The organism is Brevundimonas sp. (genome assembly GCF_004210735.1).
Lineage (GTDB): Bacteria > Pseudomonadota > Alphaproteobacteria > Caulobacterales > Caulobacteraceae > Brevundimonas.
On the sequence record NZ_SDZL01000004.1, the window covers coordinates 29,331 to 56,230 of the forward strand.

The 26,900-nt window shown below is 65.6% G+C and carries 24 protein-coding genes and 1 tRNA gene; 10 read left to right on the plus strand and 15 right to left on the minus strand.

Going from position 1 to position 26,900, the window contains the following annotated elements:
- The 3 genes from EON91_RS01435 to rpmB form a co-directional block, all read right to left on the minus strand.
- The gene (locus EON91_RS01435; RefSeq protein WP_292091159.1) at positions 1-1,254 is read right to left on the minus strand and encodes a D-amino acid dehydrogenase; all 1,254 of its coding nucleotides are present in this window, start codon (positions 1,252-1,254) and stop codon (positions 1-3) included.
- A 206-nt stretch (positions 1,255-1,460) separates the two neighbouring features.
- Entirely contained in the window at positions 1,461-3,203 is a 1,743-nt protein-coding gene (locus tag EON91_RS01440; protein WP_292091100.1) for a M1 family metallopeptidase, read from the minus strand.
- Between the two features lie 114 nt (positions 3,204-3,317).
- Positions 3,318-3,614 carry a 50S ribosomal protein L28 gene (rpmB, locus tag EON91_RS01445; RefSeq protein ID WP_292091101.1) on the minus strand — a complete coding sequence of 99 codons (297 nt, stop codon included), beginning with the start codon at positions 3,612-3,614 and terminating at the stop codon, positions 3,318-3,320.
- A gap of 238 nt (positions 3,615-3,852) precedes the next feature.
- Here rpmB and EON91_RS01450 point away from each other — a divergent pair, with 238 nt between their 5' ends.
- On the plus strand, positions 3,853-4,320 hold the full coding sequence (locus EON91_RS01450) for a DUF3617 family protein (RefSeq protein WP_292091102.1): 468 nt from the start codon (positions 3,853-3,855) through the stop codon (positions 4,318-4,320).
- Between the two features lie 106 nt (positions 4,321-4,426).
- Here the strand turns inward: EON91_RS01450 and EON91_RS01455 are convergent, their stop codons facing one another.
- Positions 4,427-4,960, minus strand: coding sequence for a CarD family transcriptional regulator (locus EON91_RS01455; protein WP_292091104.1), 534 nt, complete (start codon positions 4,958-4,960; stop codon positions 4,427-4,429).
- 297 nt (positions 4,961-5,257) lie between these two features.
- Complete coding sequence (gene fdxA, locus EON91_RS01460) at positions 5,258-5,599, minus strand: ferredoxin FdxA (RefSeq protein WP_017505910.1); 342 nt, start codon at positions 5,597-5,599, stop codon at positions 5,258-5,260.
- 169 nt (positions 5,600-5,768) lie between these two features.
- Here fdxA and EON91_RS01465 point away from each other — a divergent pair, with 169 nt between their 5' ends.
- Positions 5,769-6,392: a YceI family protein gene (locus EON91_RS01465; protein WP_292091105.1), complete on the plus strand. Its 624-nt coding sequence runs from the start codon at positions 5,769-5,771 to the stop codon at positions 6,390-6,392.
- A 142-nt stretch (positions 6,393-6,534) separates the two neighbouring features.
- Here EON91_RS01465 and EON91_RS01470 read toward each other — a convergent pair whose 3' ends face one another.
- Together EON91_RS01470 and EON91_RS01475 are read right to left on the minus strand one after the other, a co-directional pair.
- Positions 6,535-6,822, minus strand: a complete 288-nt coding sequence (locus EON91_RS01470) for an RNA-binding S4 domain-containing protein (RefSeq protein WP_292091107.1) — start codon at positions 6,820-6,822, stop codon at positions 6,535-6,537.
- 116 nt (positions 6,823-6,938) lie between these two features.
- The gene (locus EON91_RS01475) at positions 6,939-9,431 is read right to left on the minus strand and encodes a helicase-related protein (protein ID WP_292091109.1); all 2,493 of its coding nucleotides are present in this window, start codon (positions 9,429-9,431) and stop codon (positions 6,939-6,941) included.
- A gap of 251 nt (positions 9,432-9,682) precedes the next feature.
- On the opposite strand from EON91_RS01475, the gene EON91_RS01480 reads away from it, so the two are divergent.
- Positions 9,683-9,759 (plus strand) — tRNA-Arg (locus EON91_RS01480).
- Between the two features lie 424 nt (positions 9,760-10,183).
- On the opposite strand, the gene EON91_RS01485 is transcribed toward EON91_RS01480, so the two are convergent.
- The 3 genes from EON91_RS01485 to EON91_RS01495 are packed head-to-tail and all read right to left on the minus strand — an operon-like array spanning position 10,184 to position 13,460.
- Positions 10,184-10,897 carry an E2 domain-containing protein gene (locus EON91_RS01485; protein ID WP_292091110.1) on the minus strand — a complete coding sequence of 238 codons (714 nt, stop codon included), beginning with the start codon at positions 10,895-10,897 and terminating at the stop codon, positions 10,184-10,186.
- The gene (locus EON91_RS01490) at positions 10,894-12,492 is read right to left on the minus strand and encodes a hypothetical protein (RefSeq protein ID WP_292091111.1); all 1,599 of its coding nucleotides are present in this window, start codon (positions 12,490-12,492) and stop codon (positions 10,894-10,896) included. The genes EON91_RS01485 and EON91_RS01490 overlap by 4 nt, the downstream gene beginning before the upstream one ends.
- A gap of 11 nt (positions 12,493-12,503) precedes the next feature.
- Positions 12,504-13,460, minus strand: coding sequence for a TIR domain-containing protein (locus EON91_RS01495; protein WP_292091112.1), 957 nt, complete (start codon positions 13,458-13,460; stop codon positions 12,504-12,506).
- Between the two features lie 142 nt (positions 13,461-13,602).
- On the opposite strand from EON91_RS01495, the gene EON91_RS01500 reads away from it, so the two are divergent.
- Positions 13,603-16,713 (plus strand): tetratricopeptide repeat protein, encoded by a 3,111-nt coding sequence (locus EON91_RS01500; RefSeq protein ID WP_292091113.1) that lies wholly within the window; start codon positions 13,603-13,605, stop codon positions 16,711-16,713.
- A gap of 118 nt (positions 16,714-16,831) precedes the next feature.
- On the opposite strand, the gene EON91_RS01505 is transcribed toward EON91_RS01500, so the two are convergent.
- Together EON91_RS01505 and EON91_RS01510 are read right to left on the minus strand one after the other, a co-directional pair.
- On the minus strand, positions 16,832-17,161 hold the full coding sequence (locus EON91_RS01505; RefSeq protein WP_292091114.1) for a hypothetical protein: 330 nt from the start codon (positions 17,159-17,161) through the stop codon (positions 16,832-16,834).
- Between the two features lies 1 nt (position 17,162).
- Positions 17,163-17,615: a helix-turn-helix transcriptional regulator gene (locus tag EON91_RS01510; protein ID WP_292091115.1), complete on the minus strand. Its 453-nt coding sequence runs from the start codon at positions 17,613-17,615 to the stop codon at positions 17,163-17,165.
- Positions 17,616-17,639: 24 nt separating this feature from the next.
- Here EON91_RS01510 and EON91_RS01515 point away from each other — a divergent pair, with 24 nt between their 5' ends.
- The 6 genes from EON91_RS01515 to EON91_RS01540 all read left to right on the plus strand — a co-directional run bounded on the left by EON91_RS01515 (position 17,640) and on the right by EON91_RS01540 (position 24,404).
- Positions 17,640-17,885, plus strand: a complete 246-nt coding sequence (locus tag EON91_RS01515) for a helix-turn-helix domain-containing protein (RefSeq protein WP_292091116.1) — start codon at positions 17,640-17,642, stop codon at positions 17,883-17,885.
- A 214-nt stretch (positions 17,886-18,099) separates the two neighbouring features.
- Positions 18,100-18,942: a TnsA endonuclease N-terminal domain-containing protein gene (locus tag EON91_RS01520; protein ID WP_292091118.1), complete on the plus strand. Its 843-nt coding sequence runs from the start codon at positions 18,100-18,102 to the stop codon at positions 18,940-18,942.
- Positions 18,930-21,110 (plus strand): Mu transposase C-terminal domain-containing protein, encoded by a 2,181-nt coding sequence (locus EON91_RS01525; RefSeq protein WP_292091119.1) that lies wholly within the window; start codon positions 18,930-18,932, stop codon positions 21,108-21,110. The genes EON91_RS01520 and EON91_RS01525 overlap by 13 nt, the downstream gene beginning before the upstream one ends.
- Complete coding sequence (locus EON91_RS01530) at positions 21,107-22,078, plus strand: TniB family NTP-binding protein (RefSeq protein WP_292091121.1); 972 nt, start codon at positions 21,107-21,109, stop codon at positions 22,076-22,078. Before EON91_RS01525 ends, EON91_RS01530 begins: the two co-directional genes overlap by 4 nt.
- On the plus strand, positions 22,075-24,081 hold the full coding sequence (locus EON91_RS01535) for a hypothetical protein (RefSeq protein WP_292091123.1): 2,007 nt from the start codon (positions 22,075-22,077) through the stop codon (positions 24,079-24,081). Before EON91_RS01530 ends, EON91_RS01535 begins: the two co-directional genes overlap by 4 nt.
- A gap of 50 nt (positions 24,082-24,131) precedes the next feature.
- Entirely contained in the window at positions 24,132-24,404 is a 273-nt protein-coding gene (locus EON91_RS01540) for a hypothetical protein (protein WP_292091124.1), read from the plus strand.
- An 8-nt stretch (positions 24,405-24,412) separates the two neighbouring features.
- On the opposite strand, the gene EON91_RS01545 is transcribed toward EON91_RS01540, so the two are convergent.
- The 3 genes from EON91_RS01545 to EON91_RS01555 are packed head-to-tail and all read right to left on the minus strand — an operon-like array spanning position 24,413 to position 26,891.
- A complete protein-coding gene (locus EON91_RS01545; protein ID WP_292091125.1) occupies positions 24,413-24,772 on the minus strand; it encodes a TrbC/VirB2 family protein in 360 nt (119 codons plus the stop codon).
- A complete protein-coding gene (gene virB11 / locus EON91_RS01550; protein ID WP_292091126.1) occupies positions 24,769-25,761 on the minus strand; it encodes a P-type DNA transfer ATPase VirB11 in 993 nt (330 codons plus the stop codon). Before virB11 ends, EON91_RS01545 begins: the two co-directional genes overlap by 4 nt.
- On the minus strand, positions 25,758-26,891 hold the full coding sequence (locus tag EON91_RS01555; RefSeq protein WP_292091128.1) for a TrbI/VirB10 family protein: 1,134 nt from the start codon (positions 26,889-26,891) through the stop codon (positions 25,758-25,760). Before EON91_RS01555 ends, virB11 begins: the two co-directional genes overlap by 4 nt.
- Between the last annotated feature and the right edge of the window lie 9 nt (positions 26,892-26,900).

Sequence of the window (26,900 nt, forward strand, 5' to 3'; positions counted from 1 at the left end):
TCAGCCGTAGCGGGCGATGGACAGGTCGCTGACGTCGATGTCGGGCGTGCGGCCGCTGATCTGGTCGGCGATGACCTGGGCCGAGCCGCAGGCCATGGTCCAGCCCAGGGTGCCGTGACCGGTGTTCAGCCACAGGCCCTCGACCGTCGTCGGACCCACCACCGGCGTGCCGTCCGGCGTCATCGGCCGCAGCCCGCACCAGAAGCTGGCCTTTTCCAGATCCCCGGCGCCGGGGAACAGCGAGCCGACCGAATGCTCCAGCGTCTGGCGGCGATGCAGGTGCAGGCTCTGGTCGAAGCCGGCGATCTCGGCCATGCCGCCGACACGGATGCGGTCGCCCAGCCGGGTGATCGCGACCTTGTAGCTCTCGTCCATCAGGGTCGAGACCGGGGCCTTGTCCGCGTCGATGATCGGCGCGGTGATCGAATAGCCCTTCACCGGATAGACAGGCAGCTTCAGGCCCAGCGGGCGCACCAGCTGCGGCGACCAGCTGCCCAGCGCCACGACGCAGGCGTCGGCCGTGATCGGGCCCTGCGAGGTGTGAACGGCGGTGAACCGGCCGCCGGTCTGCTCGATCCCGTGGATGTCGGCGCCCAGCCGGAACTCGACCCCCAGGCCGCGCGCCATCTCGGCCAGGGCGTTGGTGAAGATGAAACAGTCGCCGGTCTCGTCGCGCGGCAGGCGCAGGCCGCCGACGAACAGGTCGCGCGTCGCCCTCAGGCCCGGTTCGGCGGCGATGCAGCCGTCCTGGTCCAGCACCTCGAACGCCACGCCGCCCTCGGCCAGGACGGCGGTGTCCTTGCCGATCGAGTCCAGCTGCTTTTGCGTGCGGAACAGCTGCAGCGTGCCCTGCGACCGCTCGTCATAGGTGATGCCCGTTTCGGCCCGCAGCGCATCCAGCTGGTCGGCGCTGTACTCCGCCAGCCGAACCATCCGGCCCTTGTTCAGCTTGTACCGCGCCTCGGTGCAGTTGCGCAGGATAGCCAGGCACCAGCGCAGGGTCGCCGCGTCGAACACCGGGTTCAACACCAGCGGCGCATGGCGCATGAACAGCCATTTCAGCGCCTTGGCCGGAATGCCCGGCGCGGCCCAGGGGGACGAATAGCCGGGCGAGATCTCGCCAGCATTGGCGAAGCTGGTCTCCAGCGCGGGGCCTTCGCGGCGGTCGATGACCACCACTTCGTGCCCGGCCCGGGCCAGCGACCACGCCGTCGTGACCCCGATCACGCCCGCGCCCAGAACCGCAACTCTCATCGTCATTCCCATCGCCGACGTATCGGATGCGGGAATGAACAGCCGGGCAATGGTTTTGTCGAGCTACAAGTGAAGAGCGTGCATTTTTTGCTGCAACTGCGAGGAGGGCCCTTCTGGCGTGCCCGTGGTGCGGCAAGTTGTGCTGAATCCGTGCGAGCGAATCTATCGCTCACGCAAACGACGCGATGGTCCGACTGCCCGCCAGATCAGCGCCCACCCCCGGCGCGGCGCTGTTGGGCCTGTTCGCGTTGATAGGCCTGATAGGCGTCGATGAAGTCGAGCTGGCGCAGGACCTTGTTCTGCGGGTCGATGCGGATGTGCTGAGCATCCCGCACGGCGACCGAGCCGCGCCCGTTGGTCATGGGCACGGTGGTGACACGGCCGTCGATCTCGACCTCGATCGGCATGGGGAAGACGCCGGCGGGCGTGGACCATTCCATGGTCAGCCGTCCGTCAGCGCGCGTCTCCTTCAGCACCGGCAGGGCCGCCTGGTAGAGATACCCCTGGAAGAACCAGCCGTAGTCCTTGCCCGTCACTTCATTGACGATGCGCAGGAAGTCCGGGGTCGACCGATACAGCGGCTCGAAATTGCCGGGGCGCGGATCGGGGCGGCCATAGACCAAGGTGGTCACGGCCTTGAAGAAGGCCGCGTCGCCGATCAGCATCCGCAGCGAGTGCGAGATCAGCGATCCCTTCGTATAGATGTCGTTCCCCGGGCCGATATCGCCGCGATACACCTCGTCCTCGGTCCGGCGCTGGCCGGATACGACGGGGAAACGGTTGGCCAGGCCGGCGCGCTGGGTCGCCAGTTCGGCCTGCATGAAGCGGTCGCCGTGCAGCCAGCCCAGGTAGAGTGGCTGCATATAGCTGCCCAGTCCTTCGTGCAGCCACATGTCGTCGGCGTTCAGATTGGTCAGCTGGTTGCCGAACCATTCGTGCGCCAGTTCGTGGTGCAGCAGCCAGTCGTAGCCCTTGCCGTCCAGCCGGTACTGGTTGCCGTAGGCGTTGATGGTCTGGTGCTCCATGCCCAGGTGCGGGGTCTCGACCACTGCCATCTTCTCGTCGCCGAAGGGGAAGGGGCCGACGGTGGATTCATAGAAGTCCATCATCGGTTTGAACTGGGCGAACAGGCTGGCCGCGTCGGCCGGGTCATCGGACTTCAGATGCCAGAAGCTGAGCGGGATCGTATTGCCGAAGCGGCTGCGATAGTCCTGCGTCAGCTCGATATACGGCCCGATGTTCAGGGCGACGGCATAGGTGTTGGGCGACCGCGCCGACCAGTTCCAGGTGGTCCAGCCGTCACCGTGATCGACGGCGCCCAGGAAACGACCGTTCGATGGCGATGACAGACCCGTGGGCACGGTGATGTGCAGATCGACGCGGCCCGGCTCGGCCAGCGGATGATCGATACAGGGCCAGAACAGGTCGCACCCGTCCGGCTGGACCGCCGTGGCGATCCACGGCTCGCCCGACGGGGCGGTGGCCCAGACGAAGCCGCCGTCCCACGGGGCGTTCGGCGCCACGCGGGGTCGCCCGGCATAGGCGACGCGCAGGACGACCTTCCCCCCCGCCGCCAAAGGTTGCGGCAACTGCACTGTCAGCCGGCCTTCGGGGTTGCTCCACCGATCGGCGGGTACGACGAGGCCGTCGACCTGGATTTCCGAGATGGTCAGCAGGGTGTCCAGTTCGACCGACATCCGATCGATCGGCGCGGTGGCGGTGAAGTCCAGCACGGCCACGCCCTGGATCGCCTGATCGTCGGGAATGACCTTGATCGACAGGTCCGCCTTGTCAAAGCGGACGGCCTCCTGCTCCGGCGTGCGCGGCTGATCGGTCTGAAGGGTGAAGGGGGTCGATTCGCGAATGGGTGGCGCCTCCTGGGCCACGGCCGGGCCGGCCAGGAGGGCCGCGCCCGCGACCGCCGTCATCCAGATGCGCTTCGAAATCATGCCCGTCCCCGTGCAAACGACGAAGGCGACCCTAGCCGCGACAGTGAACCGGACAAGCAAAAAGGGCCGGCGTTTCCGCCGACCCTTTGGAATGCTTTCAAGCGTGTCGCCCGATCAGGCGGCGGCTTGCTCGGCCAGCTTGGCCTTCACCTGGCGCTTGATGCGCTGGGCGGCGGTCGACAGCTGCTCGTCGCGGGCCTTGACGATGAAGGCGTCCAGGCCGCCCTTGTAATCCAGGGTGCGCAGGGCGGCGTTCGAGATACGCAGGCTGAACGACTGGCCCAGAGCGTCCGAAGCGACCTTGACGGTCTTCAGCGACGGCAGGAACCGGCGCTTGGTCTTGATGTTCGAGTGGCTCACGCTGTGGCCGACCATGGGGCCGATACCGGTGAGTTCGCAACGACGCGACATCGTCAGATCCTTACGGGAGGGCCCTCGACAAACTATCGCGGCCGCATGAAACAGGAGCGCGCGGGAGGACATCCCGCGCGAAGAGGGGGCCGTATAGAGGAAGGCGCGGACCGGAGTCAATGCCGCGCTGCATCGCGCGAACCCTGACAGCAAGGGAACGCGGCCTGTTCAGCGGCCGTTCAACCGGACTTCCTATATAGGCTTCACCATGAATACGCATCTCGCCAAGGAGCCCGCCATGAAGCGATCCGTGTCCATCCGCCTGCTGGCCGTCGCCGCGCCGGTGTTGGCGGGCGCCGCCATGCTGGCCGCCCCTGCCGCCGCCCCCTCGGCCCAGACCGCAGCGCAGAGCGAGGTCCTGCCCGGCTATTGGGAATACACCACCCGCGCCATGGGCCAGGGGGACACCGAGCAGAAATGCGTCCGCCCCAGCGAGATCAACCGCTTCTTCGGCGGTCTGTCGACGCGCAAATGGCGCTGCACCTATCCGACCCGCGTGGTCGGCGACGGCAATGCGCGCTTCGAAGGGACCTGCCAGGACCGCAAGGGCCGCCGGGTGAACATCCGCTTGAACGGCACCTATACGGAGACGGCCTTCCGCTTCAACGGCGGGGCCCAACTGGCCCGCGGCACGCCCTATATCCCCGCCAGCATCACGGCCCGCCGCATCAGCGCCCAATGCCCGGCCGGCGCTGAATATTTCTGAGGTCTGAGGCACAGGCGCTGCGCGCCAGTTCCGCGGCGGCGATAGCCGACAGCAGAAAGGCCCGGGATCGCTCCCGGGCCTTTCGATATTCAGCGTTGTCGCCGGATCAGGCGGCTTCGGCGGCCGGGACGATCGGCTTCTTGGCGCTCAGCGACTTGGCCAGCAGTTCGACGGCCGCGTCCTTGTCGATCTTGTTGGCGGCGGCGACTTCACGCGCCATGCGGTCCAGCGCCGATTCATAAAGCTGGCGCTCCGAATAGGACTGTTCCGGCTGGGTCTCGGCGCGGTGCAGGTCGCGCACCACTTCGGCGATCGAGATCAGGTCGCCCGAGTTGATCTTGGCTTCGTATTCCTGGGCCCGGCGCGACCACATGGTGCGCTTGATGCGGGCGCGGCCCTTGAGGGTGGTCAGCGCCTTGGTCACGGTGTCGTCGGCGGCCAGCGAGCGCAGACCGGCGGTCTTGGCCTTCTTGGTCGGGACGCGCAGGGTCATCTTCTCGTGGTCGAAGGTCACGACATAGACCTCCAGCGACATGCCCGCGACTTCCTGGGTCTCGACCGCAGCGACCTTGCCGACGCCGTGCGCCGGATAGACAACCGCGTCGCCAACCTTGAATTCCAGACCGGTCTTGCTCGTCATGTCATTCCTTTCCCGGACTCAGGGAGGGGTGGCGTCAGGCGAAAACGAAAAAGCGATCCGGGCCGGCGGCGGAACCGACGGCGGGGATCAACTCAGGCGTCAAAGCGGAAACGGATCACTCAACCTCTGGCCGACCCCGGCGTCCGCCGGGGTTCTGTCGCAAACGCGGGCGGCGCGAAGAGTTCGCGGACCGCCCGATCCAATGAAACAGAACCTATCACAAAATGACGGAATTTCAAAACATCCACAGCCAGCGGTCAGCCGGGTGGCAAGTTGTGACCGCATTGTGGCGAAGTCTTAGGAGCCCTTGCCGGGCTTGGGGCTGAAATACTTCTCGTACTTGCCGGTTTCCCGTTCGTACTGCTCACGGTCTGCGGGCGGCGTGCCCTTCACTGTGATGTTCGGCCAGACCTTGGCGTACTCCGCGTTGACCTGAAGCCATTTGCCGTCCGGTTCGTCCTCGGTGTCCGGCACGATGGCGTCGACGGGGCATTCCGGTTCGCAGACGCCGCAGTCGATGCATTCGTCCGGCGCGATGACCAGGAAGTTCTCGCCTTCGTAGAAGCAATCGACCGGGCAGACCTCGACGCAGTCCATGAACTTACATTTCACGCAGGCGTCGGTGACGATGTAGGTCATGGCGGGGCGGATGCAGGCCTGTTGGCGGAATGGGAGGCCGGGGACATGACCCCGGCGGGCCGCGCTGTCAACCAAGCTAGGTGGTCCGCGTCATCAACCCTTGTCTTGACGGGGGTGGATCATATCTGCATCCATCTCGATTACAGATTGTTTTCCAAGGACGCTCCCCATGATGTTCACCCGTCGTCTCGCCGTCGCCGGTGTCGCCGCGCTCAGCCTGATCGCCGCCGGCGGCGTGGTCGCCCAGGCCGCCCTGACCAAGGTTCCGGCCGAGGTCCAGGCCGGGACCTACAAGCTGGATTCCGACCATGGCAAGATCACCTGGTCAGTCGATCATCTGGGCTTCTCGACCTATGTCGGCCAGTTCGTCGGGGTGGAGGCCGAGCTGACGCTGGACCCGGCCAACCCGTCGGCCGGCACGCTGACCGCGACCATTCCGCTGACCAAGGTCGCGTCCAATTCGGACGGGCTGAACGCCCACCTGCAGACGCCGGACTTCTTCGACACCGCCAACCACCCGGTCGCGACCTTCGTCTCGCGTTCGATCACGGTGGACGCCGACGATCCGACCGAGGCGACGGTGGTCGGCGACCTGACCCTGCGAGGCGTCACCAAGTCCGTGACAATGGAGGTCGAGTTCAACCAGGCGGGCCCGTCCATGGGCGGCGTCTACAAGGCCGGCTTCGACGGCGAGGCCGTCATCAAACGCTCGGACTTCGGCGTGAATTTCGCCCTGCCGATGCTGGGCGACGAGGTCGAACTGCACATCGAAGGCGAATTCGTGAAGCAGTAGGTTCATCGATCCTCCCCTGCGTAGCGGGGGAGGGGGACCGCGAAGCGGTGTAGGGGGCGAGCTTCAATCGCTGAGGTCGTTTCCGCCCCCACCACCATGCTACGCATGGTCCCCCTCCCCCGTGAACGGGGAGGATTTAGGCTCACTCAGGCGCGTCCAGCGCCTGATACAGGGCGCGGGCCTCCTCGGGCGGGCCGCGCCTTTCGCCCAACTGGACCACGCGAACGGCGGTGATCCGCCCGCCGACCGCGAACAGCAGATCGTCACCGGGGTGAACGCTGCGACTGGGCTTGTCCAGCCGGACTTGCCGGCCCTGATGGGTCAGCCGCACCGCGCCGCGCTCGACCAGATTGGCGGCCAGACTGCGCGTCTTGGCGAACCGCGCGCGCCACAGCCAGACGTCGATGCGACAGGAGTCAGGACCCGACATTCAGGCTCCGCTCATCCCGGCGGAGGCCGGGACCCAGGCCTTGGGCCAAGCCAGGCCGGGGTCGATGCGGTCCTCACGGGATCCCGGCGTCCGCCGGGAGGAGCGGGGAGGGAAGGTCACGCCACGCCCCCCTTGCGCTTCGGTCGCCGGCGACGCCGCGTCGGCGCGGGCGGGCGGGTCAGTTCGGCCAGGGCGGCGAAGGGCGAATCCTTGATCACCGTCACCGGCCGGTCGGGGCGCGGCGCCTGTTGCGCCCGCGTCGGGCGTAGCGCCGCCTGGATCGCCTTCGCCTGATCTGCGGTCCAGCCCAGTTCGGCCAGCGCCGCCTGGGGCAGCGGTCCCTTGCGTTCGCGCGACAGGTCGGCGAACCGCTCCAGCGCCTCGACCGGGGCGGTCCATCGACCCACGGCGCGGCGGCCAAAGGCGGCCAGGGCGCGCGCCGATGGCGCCGGATCGGGCAGGGACGTCAGTTCGTCCAGACCCGCGCGGAACGGCTCGCGCGCGACGAAGGCCTGGGCCAGCGCCATCGAGCGCGGCTTCATCAGGGCGGGCAGCCAGACGGAATGGACGCCGACCCGGATGGCGAAGGTGCGGACGGTGCGCCGCTCGGCCTGGCTGAGCGCCGCCAGATCGCGCTCGACCTCGCGCCGGTCGATCAGACCGCCGGCCTCGATCAGGCGAAACGCCAGACCGCGCGGCAGACCCTTCAGCGCGCCGGACTCCACCGCCTGTTTCAGCCGCCGCAGCGGCCGCAGCGCCCGCCCGGCCTCGGCCGCCAGCGCCGCCTCGATCCGGCGCCGCGCCCGCTCGCGCGCCGGCTCGGGGCCGTGCTCGCCCAACAGCCTGACCTTGGGGGCGAAGGGATCGTCGTTGACCAGCCGCGCCGCCAGCGCCCCGCGCCACAGCACGTCGCCCTGGGGCGTCACGCCAAAATGTTCGTCCGCGTCGGCCGCCAGCTGGCCCAGTCGCCGGGCGATCTCGGGCGCCACAGCCCGCACGGCCGCCTGGCGCAGGGCGCGATCCTCCAGCACCGATCCGCCCTTCTCTGGCGCGAAATGGACGCCCTGCAGCAGGCCGACCACCTCGCCCTCGACCATGACGGCGCCGTCCTCACCCACCTCGGCCCCGACGGGCACATCGTCCTCGCGCACGTTCAGCACCCGCATCAGGGCGGTGGTGCGCCGGTCGACGAAGCGGGCGGTCAGCCGTTCGTGCAGCACGTCGGACAGCCGTTCCTCCAGCGCCTTGGTCTTGTCTCGCCAGCCCTGGGCCTGGTCCATCCAATCGGGCCGGTTGGCGATGTAGCTCAGCGTCCGCACCCCCGACAGGCGCGCCGACAGCTGGTCGATCTGGCCGTCGTCGCGATCCAGGTCGTTGAAGCGCGGGGCGATCCAGTCCTCGGTCAGCCGCCCACGTCGCCCGGTCAGCGCCTGGAAGATCTCCTTCGACAGGCGCGCATGCTCGTCCAGGGTCGTCTTCTGGAAGTCGGGTAGCTGGCACGTCTCCCACAGACGCATCAGAGCCCCGCGCGATCGGGCGATCTTCTTTACGTCTTCGTCGTTGGCGAAGCGCCGCAACAGGGTCTCGTCCAACGCCTGGGCCGTCAGCCGCAGGCCGTGCCGATCCGGCGTCACGGTCAGCGACCGCAGCAGGTCGGGCAGGGTGTCGAAATCCAGTTTGCCGCTGCGCCACTCGGCCGCCTCGACCGGATCGAAGCGGTGCTCGATCACCTGTTCGACCAGATCCTCGTCCAGGTCCTCGGCCTCGGCCGTGACGCCGAACGTCCCGTCGCGCAGATGCCGCCCGGCGCGGCCCGCGATCTGGCCGATCTCATGCGCGTGCAGCCAGCGGGTGCGCCGCCCGTCGAACTTTCTCAGGCCGGCGAAGGCGACATGGTCCACGTCCATGTTCAGCCCCATGCCAATGGCGTCGGTGGCGACCAGAAAGTCCACCTCGCCCGACTGGAACAGCTCGACCTGGGCGTTACGCGTGCGGGGGGACAGGCTGCCCATGACCACGGCCGCCCCGCCCCTCTGACGGCGCAGCAGTTCGGCGATCGCATAGACCCGCTCGGTCGAGAAGGCGACGACCGCAGACCGGCGCGGCAGACGCGTCAGCTTCTTCGATCCGGCATAGGACAGGGTCGACAGCCGCTCGCGCGACACCACCTCCAGATCGGGGATCAGCGACCGCATCAGCGGCGCCATGGTCCCGGCCCCCAGGAACATGGTCTCGAACCGCCCGCGCGCATGCAGCAGTCGGTGGGTGAAGACGTGCCCTCGCTCGGGGTCGGCGACCAGCTGGATCTCGTCCACGGCCAGGAATTCGACCGACCGCTCCATCGGCATGGCCTCGACCGTGCAGACGAAATAGTGCGGGCGCGCCGGGACGATCTTCTCTTCGCCGGTGATCAGGGCGACGGCGGCGGCCCCGCGCTGTCTGACGATGCGGTCATAAATCTCGCGCGCCAGCAGCCGCAACGGCAGGCCGATCATGCCTGAGGCGTGACCCAGCATCCGCTCGACCGCCATATGGGTCTTGCCGGTGTTGGTGGGGCCCAGCACCGCGACCACGCGCGACGGGGGCAAACCTGCGGAGCGGTCGCTCATGCGTTCAAGGTGGCGAAGGGTGAGCGTTTCATCAAGCGGAACGGCGACGGGTTAACGATACGCGCGACGCTAGCGGAACAGGCGTGAAACGAATCATGATCGAATCAACGACACGGCCCGATTCAGCCTTTGTTCCCTACAACATATTGTAGCTTAACGGCTATTAATCGCTAGAACTTTCTTGCCGGGAGGATTTGCGACGCGCGCCGGCTTTTCCCGAAGCGCCAGACCCGCTAGGGACGACCCGCGACGGCCCCGTAGCTCAGCCGCATAGAGCAAGGCTTTCCTAAAGCCGAGGTCGCAGGTTGGAGTCCTGCCGGGGTCGCCATCGTCGTTGTCGGGACCAGTTAAGGCTGGCACAGAAACCAGTTAAAGATGGCACAAACCAGTTAAGACTGGCACAAACTCAGAAAAATACCGCATTAAATCAATACGTTGATTCTTCTAGGGCTCGCCGCGCGTTGTGCCAGTCTTAACTTGTCTCTCGGCCTTTCGAACCTGGCCCCATGATCGGGTGGATCGTCGCCCGCGTGATCGTTACCCAAAAAGTTGGAGGACGGCGCTTCCGACCCCTGCAGTCGGTTCTGACGCTTTTCGGAACATCGGAATGTCCGCTATGGTCTTGGTAGACCAGTTAGTTGGATACCGCACGACTCGAGTTGGGTGTTGCGCAGCACCGTCAGAGGCTTGATTAGCAGATCGTTTGTGGCTCGTAGCGCCTAAACTAATCACCATTGTGCATACCGTTTTACTCAGGCGGCGAGTGCAACCGTTCTTGGAAAGCCGCAATCGCGCATGGCCCCGCAGCAGGTCTGTGTGCCGATGGCGATGAGATCTTTATACGCCTTCAGCGCCTTGCGACGCGCCCTTTCGGCCATAACGAGTTCCAGAAGCAGCAGCCGGGCCTTTCGCCCGCCCTTCACCGCCGGCGCCCGCGCGACGATCGGACCCGTCAGCCGCACTTTTCGCTCGCCCAGCTTGGTCAGCCCTGTGCTGGTGATCCACGACGGTTGGTCGAAATAGGCTTCGAGGTAGGCGTCCATGATGCCCAGGCGTTCCGCCAGCCCGAGCGCGCGCTGGTGATAGAGGCCCGCCGGTCCGTGATCGAGGGCGTTCTGCGGCGGCCACAGCCGGGTGGCTTCGGCGATGGCCTGGCAGGCCAGATATTGATCTAGGTCCGCCCACCATGCCCGGGCGCGGCGCAGGGAGTCGACCGGCCGACGGCCCAGCCCCACGCAGAAGGTGCGATCCCCCTGAATGTGGCGATCCGGGCAGAAGGCCGGAAACCGGGTCCCCGGCTGGGTTTCCCGCACGATCGGGCAGGGCGCGGACAGGATTGTCAGATCCACAGGCGACTCGGCCCACGGGCCATGCGCCGCGTCGCCGCGCACCTGGTTCACCGTGCGGCACCGCACGGTGAACCAGTCGGGCGCAGTCGCCACAAGAAGATCGATCGCCGCAATCATTCGGCGCTATGCGCCCGCATGGGCGCGGCCGAAGCGGCGCTCGCCGCCGAGGCCCCCGCAGCGGCTCCCGCGCCGACGACGGCCGGCGCGCTCACCCGCGAAAGGTGGGCTTCTGCCGCCGGATAGGTCAGGTTCGGCACCCGCCGCGCCGGGCCGAATAGGTGCTTCACCGTGGCGCCAGCCTCCGAATAGGCACGTTCGCCGATGGCGGTCTCGACCCCGCCACAGGCGGCCTGCGCCGCCTCGGAGACACAGGTCGCCTTGCTAGACGAGCACCGCACGCTGGCGTCCCCGCGCAGGCCCAACCGGCACATCGGGGTCGGGCCGTATTCGATCCCGATGGCGATGCCCAAGGCCGCGATCCCCGGCAGCTGGCCCCGGCAGAGCTCGAAGGACGACCGGATCGCGGCGGCGGTAAGCACCGCCTCCTTGATCGTGGCCATCGCATCGGTGTCGCGCGCATTGCCGATGGCGATCACGCCATGCAGGCAGTCGCCGATGAAGCGAATCTTGCGTCCTCCGAAGTCCTCCTGAAGGACGGCCGCCATTTCAGCCCGCAGGACATGAAGGTTCGAAACCGCTTCGGCGACCCGGCCGCTGGCGATCGCCGCGTCCACGTAGGCGGTGAAGCCGTCGATGTCGGCGAACACCGAGGCGAGCGGCAGCCGGATGCTGTTACTGGGCGGATGGTCGGCGAACTTCACAGACCGCAGCGGCGGCTGGCGGTAGTGGAAGGTGAACTCCGCAGGTCGAACGCCGCCATGCGCTTTGAGCAGCCGCTCCTGATCCTCGACGAAGGTGGCGTACGCCTCATCCAGAGGGCCCCGCGCGCTCTTGCGCAGGGTCCGGATGTCGACGGCCTCGCTCAGAATCCGAGTGGCGGCGTCCTCGGTAAATCGCACGGGCGAGAGCGGCCGGAGCCCCGTCCGCGCCTGTTCCAGACGCGGCGACAGGAAGATGCCCGGCTCATCCCCGTCCGCCAGCTTGGCGGCGTGGTTGGCGGGCGACCCGATGAACAGGGGCTCCGGCTCGCTCGCACGACCGCTATTCACCGCCACCGCCGGGCCGCTGTCGATGCCGACGCGGACATCGGTCTGGAAATCGGCGCCGTATCGACGGCCCGCCCGGTCGACCATTTCCCGGAAGGCCGCCGCGAAGGCGAGCGCCTTTGCGATCCGTTCGCCTTCGCGATCAGCGCCCTCGGGTGTCAGCACCACCGCGTGCAGCCGCCCGCCGTGGAAGTCGACGCGCTGGATGTCGAACGCCTGGGTCAGCAGATCGCAAGCGCTGTAGTGGAAGTGCAGAAGCTGCAATGCCCGCGCATGGCTCGCCTCGGTCTCACGACCCTGTTCGACCAGTCGTTCGTTATAGGCCAGCAGATTGGCGTAGATGTGCACGCCGTGGGTGGTGACCGCCCGGTTGGGCGGCACATACCATTCGCGTTGCGGCGTGGCGCCCAAAGCGCGGGCCTGTTCGGCCACGACCCGGCGCGAGCGCATATAGTCGGAGAAATCGAAGACGGAGACAGCGGTTTCGGGCGAGGAGGCGCGGTGACGGGCGATGCGTTCGAGCGCGCGGGGTTCTGACCAGGGCATGGGGGGCTTCCTCAAGAGCGGCGCACGCCGACGCGGCGGACGTGTTTGGAGATTTCGTGGGCGACGGGCTGGATGCGGCTTTCCAGGGTGTCGTCCGCACCGGGACGGTAGGTGAGGGTGGTGATGCCGCGCAGGTCGCTGGCGAGCTTGATCTGAGCGTTACGCGGCTCCACCAGGATCGTGCGCTCTAGGTCCAGCTTGCCCATGAAGAGCCCCAGCTCGAACGTCACATTGTCCCGGGGCGCCAACTGGGTCGTCTCGCGCGACACGATGGTGTCGTCGCCGTCGATCACGGCAATGGCGAAGTCCGACGCCTCGATCGCCCGCTGAAGCGCCGGGATCGGATAGTCGGAGGCGCGGAACACCCCGTCCGTCCACAGCGTGACCTGCATGTCCGCATGGGTGAGGCGCGACTGGAGTTCCTGGGCGACCGTCAGCGCCTCGACGGAGGAGATGATGAAAACGATCGGCTGATCATTGGCCGCCCGCACCAGGTCGTTGCGCTGGACCAGACGCTTTGCCTGTTCGATGGCGAGACGGCGCCAGATCGCCGGGAAGCGTTCCGCGATGTCGGTCAGGGCCGGTTCCGGCAACCGCAATGCCACACCGGGGGACTGTCCCACCACAGTGGCCGAGCGCTGCTGAGTCGGGTCGAGAGCGGCGATTTCGCCGACGTGGTCGCCCGGCCCCCGCTCATTGACCTGCACGCCCTTGACGATGATCCCGGCCTTTCCGGCGAGGATGAAATAGAGATCCGTGTCGTGCCCCATTTCAGTGATCAGTGCGCCTCCCACCTCAAGCGCCACGGGCTCACTCGCGTTGGCGATGGCCTCCGCCAAAAGTTGATCGCCCTGCACCAGAGTCGCCTCCATGAGGGCCTTGATGCGGTTGGCCCGCCCGTCGTCGCCGGAAAACCGGGAAACGAAGTTCCCTCCATTTCGGACCGCGGGGGTCGTTTTATCGTTCATGTTTGAGCCTCCTTGATCGACAACGCTGTGTTGCCAACGATTTTGTTGGCGAACTTGCCGGAGGCTATATCGCATGCATATCTGTTTGCCAACGACTTTGTTGGGATGGTAGGTGGGGGATGCACAAGGGCCGTCACACCGCATGAGCAAGGCGTTCAAGTTCAATCCAGGGTTTCTCACCGACGAGGAGGCGGTCGCCAACTTCGTCGTCCGAAGGCGTCAACTCGATACGGTGTTGAGCGTGTTCGAGAGCTCGCCCGGAGGATCGACGGCCCGCGTGTTAGTTTTGGCTCCCCGGGGAGCGGGCAAGACGACCCTGTGTCGCCGAGTCTTGGCGGAAAGCCGGGGTGAGGGCCGTTTGAGCCAAGATTGGCACGCCATCTTCCTTGGGGAGGAAAGCTACGTCGTCACGACCCCCGGCGAGTTCTTCTTAGAGTGTCTGTTTCATCTACGCGACCAGACGCCCGGGGCAGTGCCCGAGGCGCGTTATCAGGCGGCAGTGGCGGCTTCAGGCGAAGACGAACTGATCGAGACCACCCTGTCCGCGCTGCGGGACTTTGTCCTCACACGAAGGCAACGCCTTCTGATCATCGTCGAAAACTTCCACATTATCCTGCACGATCAGATCGGGCCCGACGCCGCCCGTCTTCTAACCCTGCTGTCAGACGCCACCCTGTTCGGCGTCTTAGCGACGTCGGTGGCGCAGGGGCGGATCGATGATGAGGACCCGGACGTCATTCCGGCCGACTACGTGCGGGTTCATCTGGAGCCGTTGACGCTTGAGGAATGCCATACGCTCTGGGAGGCCATCACAGGCCAGTCGGTCCGGCGGGAGCGGATCAGGCCGTTGGAAATCCTGACCGGCGGAAGTCCGCGACTCCTGCATATCTTGGCAGAGTTCATGCGGACGCCGTCCCTGCAAGATCTGATGGCCAATCTGAACCAGCTGATCGACCAGAACACCGAGTATTTCAAAAGTCAGCTCGATGCGCTTCCGCCGATGGAGCGCAAGGTGTTCGCAGCCCTGCTGGACGCCTGGGATCCTCAGTCCGCCAAACAGATCGCTGAACAAGCCCGAGTGAACACCAACACCGCCTCGACCATGCTGGGCCGTCTCAGCGACAGAGGTGCCGTGATCAGAGGGCCTGCCGAGGGACGCGCGACGATCTATTACGCCGCTGAGCGTCTATTCAATATCTACTACCTGATGCGGCGACGCAGCCATCCGTCCAATCGTGTGCGCGCGCTCGTGTCATTCATGACCGGTTACTACGATCAAGACGAACTGGTGAAGACCACAGCCCTGCTGGTGCGCGAAGCGTGTGCGATCGCGCCCGAACTGCGCGGCGATTATCATTCGACCTTCGATGCCATTCTGAGCAGAGCCGAGGAGGGCGTTCGCAAGCAGATCCTGGAGCAGACGCCGAAGGAGTTCATCCGAGTGTTTCGCAGGGATCGATCCTTGTTGCGTATGGAGGACCCCGACTTATTCGGCAGCGCCGCATCGACGGATGAAGACGCTGAGATCGCGACGCGGACGGATGAATTTGAAGCGGCGGCCGATCTTGGAGATTTCGAGCAGGCGCTCTCCATCCTAGGCTCCATGCTGGATCGGTGGCCTGAACTGCCTGGGGCCTGGCTCCGGCTCGCTCTAGTTCGTCAACGGCTCGATGATCATCAAGCTTCCATTGCACCGGCAGAGAAAGCGGTCGCGTTGGCGCCGGAGGATGCGTGGGCCAAGGCCGTGCTCGGACGAGCGTTCGTAGGCGTTGGGGATCGCCCGCGGGCGATCGACCTTTTCCAACAGGCCCTGCAACTGAATCCTGCTCAGGTCATGGCCGCTGTCGGGCTTGCCGAGCTGCGGGAAGAAGAGGGGGACGTGGATGCCGCGATCGCGATCTACGAGCGCGCGCGCGCCGTCGGCCCCATGCCCGACCTGCTGTGGTCGCGTTTCGGAATGCTGCTAGCCGAAGCCGGGCGAAACGATGAGGCGGAGGTGGTTCTCAAAGCGGCCTTGGCCGAGAGCGTTGAAAACTTTGATAGCCGCCGCATCCTCGTGGACATGCTAAACGATGCGGGGCGAACTGACGAAGCCGTCGATATCCTTAGATCAGCGGCGGTCGAGCTCAACAATGCGATGGGTTGGGCTGATCTGGGTCTTTTCCTGAATACGCATGCCGATCGCGCGAATGAGGCCCAGGAGGCGCTTGAAGCCTCCATTTCCCATGGGATGCATCGTGCATTGCCATTCCGCGCCCTCGCACAACGGCTCATTTTGGCCGAAGCGTCCCCCGAGCAGCTCATGGCGCTGGCGGCGACCGCTGTGACCCAGATACAGAACAAGGCCGAGGCCCTGGATCTGGCGGGAGATTTGTACGCCTTCCTCGATGAGGAGGCCGAGGCAGAGAACGCCTATCGCGCTTCGATCCATCATCAAGACAACGTCGGTGCTCGAGTAGGCCTAGCTCGCATTCTCGCCGGTCGTATCGAAACCCAATCGGAAGCCGAAGCAATCCTGCGTGAGGCGATCGCAGATCCTCAGCGGCGCGGCGTTTGTGCGGCGTCACGAGAGTTGGCTGAACTGCTTGTTCATAAGGGTGATGAGGCGGGGGCTGAGCAGGTTGTGGATGACGCGTTGAAAATCAACGAAACCTGCGTCTGCTGCCTTTTGCTGCGAGGACAAATTTGTGCACGCAGAGGCGATGCAGACGGGGCGACCAAGTCGTTCGACGCCGTGTTAAGGCTCGAAGACGAATCCGTAACGGCCTTGACGGGTCTCGCGCTCGTCGATCCGGCACAGGCTGAGCCGCTGCTGGCGCGTGCGATTGCGCTCGCGCCGGCCAATCCGCGCACATTGTTCGCGCGGGCGAAGCTCCTGAATCACGGCGCGCCTGAGGCGCAAATCTCTGACTTGCGCGCAGCGGTCGATCAGGACGAAACCTTCCTGCCCGCGGTGTTAATGCTGGCTGTGCTTGAGGCGAGACGGGGTGAACTGTCGCTGGCGTTGGAATGTCTGCGCCAGGCGCTGAATCGCCTTCCAGTGCAGCGGGAGTGGCTATCGGATTTCGTGGATACGGCAATGGCTGTCGCGCGCCTAACTGACATCGACGCTGTCTTGGCCCTGGTGCAGGAGCATGAGGCTGCTATCACCTTGGAGCCCTTGGTAGTCGCACTTCGACTGCAAAAGGGTGAGCAGCCGCGCGTGGCGAAAGAAGTCCTCGAAGTCGCCAAGGATATCGTCGGGAGGCACTAATCGGTACCCCGGCCCTCAGGCCAGTCAGAATGCTCGCGAGGTGGGTAGGATGGCCGGCTAGGCGCTGAGAATGTCGGCTTTCTGCCGGTGTGCCAATGGCTTATGGCGCGTCTCTGACCTATCGCCAGGCGTCGCGGTTGAAGCGGTAGTATCCGACGAGGACGGCGCAAAATCCGGCCAACAGCAGGGCGAATGCCGCGTTCCAACGTATTCCACCTCCTAGGGCCGGCGGCACGAGTACAGAAGCTACGAGTGCGATCACCATCAAGGTGATGAACGCGCCAATAGCTGCCCACTGCGGTTTGATAGAAGGGGCGGGCTCTTCTTCCGGCGGGGTTGGATCGCCGACGCGATTGGCCTCGGTTGCGTCTCTCAGTTGCTGGGCCAGGTCATCTTCGCTCGACGGCCCCGACGCTAGGGGTAATGGAATGACGTTATCGTCGCTCATTTCAGCGTCCTAATGGTCCAAGAATCTCGGCGAGCTGCGCGAGCGCGAACTCCTCCTTTGCCGGATCGCCCAAGTACATAATTCGAGCATAATCTAAGACCTGTTCCGGGCGGAGCGCCACTCGTGCGGACTTCGCGACCTTTGCGACCTGGATGCTCAGGTGTCGGAGCCGTTCCCAATCAATCGGATGGTCTCGAAGCTGGAAGCCGTCTCCCGGTCCCGCCAGAAGCCAGGATCCGTCAACACCAATGTCCTCGACGAGTTGGCCCAGCAGCCGCGCCGAGGGCTCGTTCCTTTCGTGCTCCCAAGACAAATAGGTTTGCCGGGGAACGCCAAAACGCTCGGCGAAAGCAGACTGGGTAAGCCCTAAGTGGCGGCGTACTGCCGCCAGTCTGCGGCCGATGCCGGTGGCGAAGGGCTTGCCTGTTCTGACGGTATGAGAAACATTGCTCATATATAGAACTCCGAGTCGAGCGCCATGATAGACGACAAGCGCCACGCCCGCATCAAGTCCGCCTTGGGTCTCAAGGGGCTGACGCTTTCTGACATTGCGCGGTCGCTCGACGTCACGCCATCGACGGTTTCGATCGTGTCGCGCGGACACCGCCGCTCGCGGCGCATTGAACAGGCGATCGCTGATGCGCTCGGCTCGTCACCTGCTCAAATCTGGCCAAATCGATACCAGACAGGAGCCAGCAAGGAGGCGTCGATGCCCGAGCCATAGCCTTGCCTCAATAGGCCGAAAACGAAAAAGCCCGCGCTCTGCAAAGCGCGGGCTCTTCGCGGGGCGGGCCCCGAAGTCGTTTCCTAGCGACCTGAAGAGTCTCCCCGAAAGCGATGATCGCGTCAAGCCGTCCTTCCCGGTTCACAGGGGAGGAATGCGACTGCGCGCCCATCAGGCCAGCCCCTTCGTCCTTCCCATATTCAGGAGCTCTCCCATGTATCCGCACCCTCATGAAGGGGGCGGCGAGCGCGCCATGCCGGCCGTTCGCCACCCTAATCCCGCACAAAGCCTCCGATCCTCGCCGCCGGGCGTCTTAGACATCGTTCGCAGCTGCCTGGCCGGCGCTGGCCACAGCGAATACCGCACCGCCGGCCGCATCGTGATGACCGAAAATGGTCGTCCGATCCGCAGCATCCTCACTGGCCGCCACCGCCGCGTGACCGGCAGCTACGCCAGCCGAAAAGCCGGCTGCGGGCAGGTGTTCGAGAGCATGAACGAATACGCCTTCTACCAGCTCTGCGAGGTGGACACGCGCGTGGTCGACTACCGGGCCCAGCCGTTTCGATTCGAGCTCGTGGTCGACGGGGTTCGGCGGATCTACATCCCCGATTGCGCGCGCATGCTCGACGACGGCGCGATCGAGATCGTGGAACTCAAGGGCGATGATCGCCAGCTTCGAGATCCTGACTACCGGTCCAAGCTCGAAGGCGCCGAGGCCCTTTGCTGCCTGCTAGGTTGGCGCTTCAAAATCATCACGCGTGATCGGCTCCTTGCCGATCCTGTGCTGCGCGCAAACGTGCTGATGGTCGAACAGGACCGCATGGCCCGTTTCGACGACACTCACGTCTACGCGGCGCTTGAGGCGATCGACGCCGGGGGAGGGGAGGCCTCCTTCGAAACCGTAGCCGACCAGGTCGCCGCCCACCCGCTGGGCGCGGCGCTGGTGCGGGCAATGATGGCCGCAAGGGTCGTTCAAATCGATCTCTCCCGTCCGCTGGGGCCGACCAGCACGGTCCGGCGAGTCGTCATCGCCGGAGGCGCGCCATGTCTTCTGTGATCACCTTCAAACCAGGGGAACGCTGGAGCTATCGTGGCGTGACGTTTAGCTTCGAGCGGGAACTCGGCGACGGCCTGCTCCTGTTTCAGAACGAGCGAACGCTTGCGCCTCTCCAGATCGAAACGGAGGGCGGGCGAGGCGCGCCAGATGTTAGGTGGGCCGTAGCCGCCTATGCCGCGGGGGACCTGAAGCGAGCGCCGGCTGTCAAGGGCAGCAGCGCCCGCCGCGTGGCGGCCGCTCGGGAGTATGACAGCACCACCATACGCAAGATGGACCCGGACGCCCGGCTGCGCCTTTTCGTGCTGCGCGGCATGGACGAACTTGGGCTCACCAGTCTCAGCGTCAAAGCCGTTGCGGCCGCGCTGGACCGCCTCTGGGCTACCAGCTCAGACGCGCTGACGACATCGGCCCCGCCTCCGGCCAGGACGGTGCTCCGCTGGCTTCAGGCCCGAGGAGAGGCGGGCGCAAGGCCAATGGCCCAGATGGTCTCCATGACGGGACGGGTGCCCAGACGCGGCCGTCTTCCTGAAGAGGTGCGGGCGCTGATGAAGCGGGGGGCGCTGCGGTACTGGTCCCAGCGCGAGCTCGACATCAAGGACGCCTACGCCCTGATGGCTATGAGGGTCATGCGTCTCAGTCGATGGCGCGAGAGGGCCGGCCTAGGGGGTTTCACAATCCCGTCGCGGGAGACCTTCCGCCAGCAGGTGCTGGCGCTCGAATGTCGTGAGACGGTAGCCGCCAAGTTCGGCTCCAAGCGTGCGGCCAATCGCTACAAGGCCGTGGAGGGGGGACTTTCCGCTCCCCGTATCCTGTCCCTCGGTCTGATGGACGCGACGTCTTTCGACGCGATCGCTGCATTGGACGCGACCTGGATGCTGCCCATCGGCACGCCTTGGCTGGTCGTGGTGATGGACGTGAAGAGCCGCTGTATCGTCGGCTTCTTCCTCAGCTTTGAACCGCCATCGACCCTCGGCGTCATGGAGTGCCTGAAACGCGCCTGTACGCCGAAGATGTACTACGACGGCCAGGACGGCGCGACGGGCGGTCTCGTCAACGTCTTCGGTCGTTTCAACGAGATCGTGGTCGACAACGGCAAGGAGTTCGCGGGCCTCGCGTTTGAGGACGCCTTTGCGGACGCAGGCATGACGGTCCGCCTGGCGCCGGTGGCGTCTCCGCAGCACAAGGCGATGGTCGAACGCTTCTTCGGCACCCTGAATAGCCTGCTGAACCACAAACTCCCCGGCGCCCGTCTGCCCGTGCCGGTAATGCGCGAGCTCGGCTACGATCCGCAGGCCAGCCAGTTGCTCACGGTCGAAGAGATCGAGGAGCTGATCTGGGAGGCCTTACGGCTCTATCACCTGGATGAGCACAGCGGCATCAAAGCCCCGCCGGCCTTGGTTTGGGCGCGAGACGTGGAAGCGTTCGGAATCCCGGTCCACGACGACCTCCAGCAGTTCGACAAGATGATGGGCGCGGTGCGTGAGGGGCGCCGGCTCAGTCGTTCGGGCATCGAACTGCATACGCTTCAGTACCACGATCCAGTTGTCGTCTCCGCCTTGTTGTCTGAATTGGCCCCGCAAGACCCTCAGAGGGACCAGCGCCGATCCGGCTCCGCTACAGCCAAGGTCAAGGTAAAGTTCAACCCGGCGGATTTGGGTGAGATCCACGTCTGGCATCACATCCGGCGTCGGTATGTCACCCTGCCGTGCACGGAGCCCCAATACGCGCGGGGGCTTTCACTCTGGCACCACAACACGCTCAACGCCTGGGCAAGGCAGGCAGGCCTGGCCTTCTCCTCCCAGGCGGAGCGGCTCAAGGCGCGGGCGGACCTCATCGCCAAGATCGAACGCTTGGCACCGGACGCCAAAATCCGCCAACGCCGGGCCCTCGCGCGGCTTTGGAAATCGCCTGCGATCCAGGATCGCCTGCACGGCGTGGTCGAACTTCAGTACGCACCCGCGCGCCATGACGGCCTGGCGCCGATCGTCCCGCAGATCGCCTTAGCTTCCGAGCGCCGCGACGGCGGGGCGATCTCGTCTCGTCCGGCCAGGGCCGGCAAACCCAAGAAGGCTCCGCCCCAGGCACCTCGCGCCAAACCGGTGACGCAGGAAGCGAAGTTTGAACCTGCGTCTAGCCAGCCATCGAGCCAATGGAAGACCTTTGAATGACCCATCCTTCCAAAACGATTTTCGCCTGCGAGCCGGCGACGGGAGATTTGCACGAACGGACGTCATCTGAAGCCAATCGGGTGGTGGCCGAAAAGATTGGCCGGTTCCGGGAGATTTTCATCCCCTATCCTCGCCACATCGAGTTCCATTCGCGGTGCGATTACTTGCGTCAGCTAGGTCGCGCCACGAGAGGTCAGGCGCAACGGGGGCTACGGGTGTTGGCGCCTTCCGGGTCTGGCAAGACCACGGCGGCCCTGGCCTTTGTGGAAGCGGTGAACAGGGAGCTCCCCCCGAAGTCGACAGACCGGCCGGTCGTACACGTATCGCTCAGCAGCGCCACGACGGTGAAGCGACTGTTCAGTTCGATCCTGCGAGCGTTCGGTGACGGGTTCGCGGAACGAGGAACCGAAGAGACGTTGCGACAGCGAGCGCTGACCTATTTCGGGCACGCCAACACCGAGCTGTTGATCATTGATGAGGTCCAGCACCTCAATTTCAGAAGCGGTCCCAAGTCCGATGTGACCGACAGCCTTAAAGCGCTGCTGGATGCCGGCGTAGTCCCTATCGTCTTCATGGGCACCGAGGAGGCGGAGGGCATGTTCACTCGAAACCTCCAGCTCAACGGCCGGCTGCTCCCGCCGTGTGACTACGACCCCCTCCGCTCTACCGTCGAGGAGGAAAGGCAGCTCTTTCGAGGGTATTGGGAACGCCTCGATCAGGAGATCGTAAGCCTTGGCCTTATGCCGGAGCCGACCGGCCTGCATCACGCTGAGGTCGTGGCGGCTCTTCACACCGTCACGAGCGGCGTGGTCGGTCGCATATCTCGCCTGACGGAGGCTGCCCTGGACATTGCGCTGCGCCGCGACGCCAGGCGGATCGAACTCTACGATCTGGCTCAAGCGACCGACAGATGGGCCCTGCCGCTGGAGTTCACATCCCGCAATCCTTTCAAAGGGATGCAGTTGTGAGCCGAAAGATCCCTCAGCGGGTGGCGTTCGGCCTGCCTGTAGGAGACAACGAGAGCCTGCCCAGTCTGATGGCGAGGGTGGCGCATCACAACGTGCTCGGGCATCCGTCGATACTGATCGAGCGCCAGTGGCCGCCAAGCAATCTGAGCATTTCAGCTCAGAACAAGCTCTCCGTCGTCGTGCGATCGTATGCCGCGCGGATACGCTCCATGTTCAGTGAGACCTATCAGAACGGGCTGCATATTTCCTTCATGACCTATGAGTCGATGCGGGTCGCTCCTGCCGCCCTTCAAGCATCGCCTCATCATCGATGGCCGTGGCTGATCAGGCCGCTGGGCTTCTGTCCGTTCACGTGGCAGCGACTGATCGACGCCTGTCCAGGGTGCCGCAAGTCGCTGAAACTTGATCTCGCGCCGCTCTACGAGTGCAAGTCATGCGGTTTCGATCTCCGCGAAGCAGTCACGAGCGAAGTCCCGAAAAACCTCCGAGAGGGGCTGGCGACCGTCGCCACGTTCATTCTCAAACAATGGACCCGTGTCGGGGTCTACGACACTCGATTGCCGGGGCCGTTGGCGCAGCTGTCCGGCCCTCAAGTCTTCGAGCTCATCGTGCTGCTGGCCAAGGCCAAGAATCCGGATGGTATAGGCGAGGGCGGGATACGAGGTACCGTCCCCGAGGAGGGCCTGATCGACGGGTTGGAAACGCTGTACGGCTTTCCAGAATCCTTGAGGCGCGTCGCTGACGCCAATGAGAACAAGATTGAGCCGGCCTTCTTCCACCGACTGGAGGTCGCCGCCCAGGCGCGAGACGGGCCGCTCAGGGAGATGCTCGACACCATGGCCGCCATGCGCGGAAGGCGTCGTGGCGTGTCTCGGCTGAAGCAAAAGCGAGTGGCGGGTGGGAAGATGACCGCGACGCAACTCGCCGCCGCGTTGCATATCGAGCGGTCGCAGTTGAGGACGATCATCGACGCCGGCGTATTGGGCGATCGCGAAGCGCGCGGGCAGCAAAGACGATACGACTGGTTCTCAGAAGAGGATTTCCACCGAGCAGCGGCCTTTGTTGGAGGGCGCGCCTACGCTTCTTCCTGGGCAAAACAGACCAGAGTCTCGCCCGTTGTAGTGCGGCAGCTCCTGGGCGTCGGATTGCTCAAGCTGGACCGGTCGATCGAGGTCGAGCAGGTCTTCGACAAGCCGCAGCTCACCAAGGCGTCGATCGACGGGTTCTCGTCAGCCCTGCTGGATCGAATCCAGTTCAGCCACCCCCATCGCGACTGGGTGCCCCTGCATGACGCGTTCACCGTCATCGGCGGGGCGCATAAGCCTTGGGCGCCGGTCTTGCTGGCGGCACTGTACGGGACGTTTCCCCATGGGCTGCAAAGCTCCGGCCGCTACGAACTGAAGATCGGTGACCTGTGTATCCATAGCTCGGTCGCATGGGCGTTTCGGATGCGCGCGTTGTTCGGCGCCCAGCAGTTCTACGAAATGCGGATCAGCGACTTCGGCCCGTACCGCCCCACTGCGATGACCCGGACGGAAGCGGAGCGCTATTTGAACTGCTATCCGGCAGACATCACCAGACTCATCGAGAGCGGCAACCTCACGCTTCTTTCAGACAACCCGGCATCGCTTTGTGCGGCGTCGGTAGAGACGTTTGGAAGTCGATACGTCAGCACCCGCGAAATCGCCGCGATCGTCCTCTCAACCTGGGTCGAAGAGCCCGACCGGGGTCATCGCAACCAGTTTCCCCGACACGAGGGTTTTTTGCATCGCGCAGATCTCCATCGGCCCGATGGGATCATGGCCAGACTGCGCGCCCATCTTCGGCTTCCTCGACGAGTCGTAATGGGCCCAGCGACCCGACGACCAAATTATCAGTACGAGAGCGTCTGGCAGCCGTTGATCAGGCCCAGCACATCGGACCTTCGTTTCACGGCCGTGAGCGACAGCCCTGTTATCCGGCTGAGGTCCGTTTCTCGATTGCTCGATGCGCAGCAGGACTGAGGCGAGCAGTCCCCTGATGACGAGGAACATGACAGATCACCGGAGGCCATATGGCTGAACGATACCCGATCACGGACTATGCTGCGGAATGCGAGCGCTTCGGCTTGGCGCGTGGCGAGCGGGTGCCGAACGAGAGACAGGACGAAATCCTCGATCTCATTGCGAAGGATGCGGCGGACATTTTCGGCTCGCCGGAGGATGCTCGGGAAGCGCTCGAGACCCTGCTCATCTACGGCGTGCCCATGCGTCAGGTGATGGCCACCTCTGGCATCGCCCGGATTCTCTCGCGGCTTGATGAACTCAGGTTTGGTTGGCGCGGATAGTGCCTGCCTTATCGTCGAAGCGCAGCCCCAGCGTAAGGATCTGCTTGCGGCGTCGGATTAGCGAGGGAGGCCGGGAGCGTGGTGGGAAGATCCGACGAAGGCGCGGATACGTCGATGGTGGGAACATCACCCCCGACCATCGCCACCCCTCCACGCAGTCCCTGCGCAATGGCTCCTGCGCCGAACAGGATGAAACATCCCAGGATCACCGTCAGGCCGCGCCGGACGTTCACGCGGCCGGCCAGCATCAGCAGGCCGATCGAGGCGACAGCGATGACCGCGACGCTGGTGGCGAGGGGGCCGAGGAGGAGGGCTTCGATCCAGCGGACGGCCGCCAGCAGGACGTTCGTCTCGCCGTCGCCGGTCATGGGGCGGTTCGCAGCTTGATCCCGGCGACGCTGCGGCGGCCGCCGAGGCGCTGCAACTGCACGAAGACGTCGATGGTGGAGCGGACGTAGTGGAGCACGTCGTCGCGTCGCAGCTGGGTTCCGCCCTGGAGCACGAGCAGGGCGATCTGTTCGACGGCGCGTTCGGGGCTGTCGGCGTGGACCGTGGTCATGGAGCCGGGGTGGCCGGTGTTGACCGCGCGCAGGAAGGTGAAGGCCTCGGGGCCGCGCAGTTCGCCCAGGATGACTCGGTCCGGCCGCATCCGCAGCGAGGCGTTCAGCAGGTCCTCGGCCGTGACGGCCGCTTCGCCCAGGGCGCTGCGGGCGGCCAGCAAGCCGACGGCGTTGGGATGGCGCAGGTGAAGCTCGGGCGTGTCCTCGATCAGGATCAGGCGCTCCTCGGCCGGAATCTCGCGGATCAGGGCGTTGAGGAAGGTGGTCTTGCCGGTCGAGGTGCCGCCGGAGACGAGGATGTTGCGACGGCCCTTCACTGCGGCGGCCAGCATGCCCGCGACGTCACCCGCGTCGAGCAGGGTGCGCAGGTGGGCGTCGATGTGCGTAGAGGCGTCCGGGCGCGCCAGATCCGCGAAGGCCCCCGACGCCACATAATCGCTCAGCGACAGGTCCGACGAGACGTGCTTGCGAATGGCCAGGGCCAGGTCGCCGCGCGTGGCCGGCGGGATGACGATCTGCACCCGTTCGCCGCCGGGCAGGGCGGCGGACAGGATCGGGTGCTGGCGGTTGACGCCCTGGTGCGAGTGGGCGGCGATCTGGCGGGCCAGGCGGTCGAGGACGGCGGCGGTGAGGCCCGGCGCCATGTGGCGCTCGACCGCGCCACCCAGGGTCTCGGCCCAGATCTCGCCCGGCGCGTTCACATAGATGTCGGTCACGTCGGGCCGCGCCAGGATGGCGGTGAAGGGCGCCAGATAGCTCTGGAGATAGACCTGTCCCTCGGCCAGGGCGACACTCATGGCCGGACCGGCGGGAACTGCAGGTCCTGGGCGACGAAGACGGTGACGCTGACGCCCGCCTCAACGCGCAGGGTCGGCTGCACCTGCTGCTCGCCCCCGCCGGACGCCGCCCGGATCGCGCCCTCGGTCGCGCCGGGCAGGGCGACGACGACGGGGGAGTTTCCATTGTTGCGGCCCACAAGCGTCACGCCCAGGTTCAGCGTGGACTGAAGCAGCGACGACCCGAACCGTTGCAGGAAGTGGGTGTTCACCCGTCCCGGAATGCCGGTGCGGCCCTGGGCGTCAGCGGCGGGGGAATTGATGGCGATGGCGACGCCGTCAGGGCGAACCAGGCGCGTCCACTGCACGAAGGCGCGCTTCTGGCCAGGTTTGAGGTCGGCTTCATATTCGCCGTACAGCCGGGTGCCACGCGGGATCAGGATTTGCCGACCGTCGAAACCGGTCACGTCGCGCGACACCATGGCCCGCACGGCGCCCGGGCGGGTGGAGTCCAGCGCCGTCTCGAGCACGGCCGGGATCAACGTGCCCTGCGGAATGGTCAAGGGGCCGCGCGCGGACGAGGTCGCTCGTAGCGGGGCGTCGGCTGTCGATGCCGCCGCGCCCTGGCTGGAGGCGGCGACGTCGCCAGGCGCGGCGTTTGTGACGGGCGCCGCTCGCACGCCCGGCGTCGCATCGAACACCAGCACCTGGCTGCGGGAGGCGGTGCGTTCTGCAATCGCGACGGATGTGGGTGGCGGCGTCGAATAGGCTGCGGCGGATTGCGACGAATAGGTCGTCTGGACGGGCGGCGCGACCGCCACAGGAAGCGTTTGCGGCGGCGTCGCGACGATGTTCTGGGCCGGCTCGTACATCAGAGATGGCGGGGGCGGCGGCGGCGGCGCGAGTTCGATCTCCTGAGGGATCTGCAGCGGCGGCAGGGCGGCGGGCATGGCGACGCCGTCGCTGAGGCGCGGTTGGGTCGTCGGCGCCAGGCGGCCGCGCCGCTGACCGTCCAGCGTGGTGAACAGCAGCACGGCGCCCAGCAGGACGATGCCGGAGAACAGCCAGATCGAGGCCTTGCCTGTGTCATGCCCAACGACTGGGCGGATGTCTGCGTCACCCGCCGGTCGTGGCGGCGGCGGCAGCTTCATGTCCGCAGC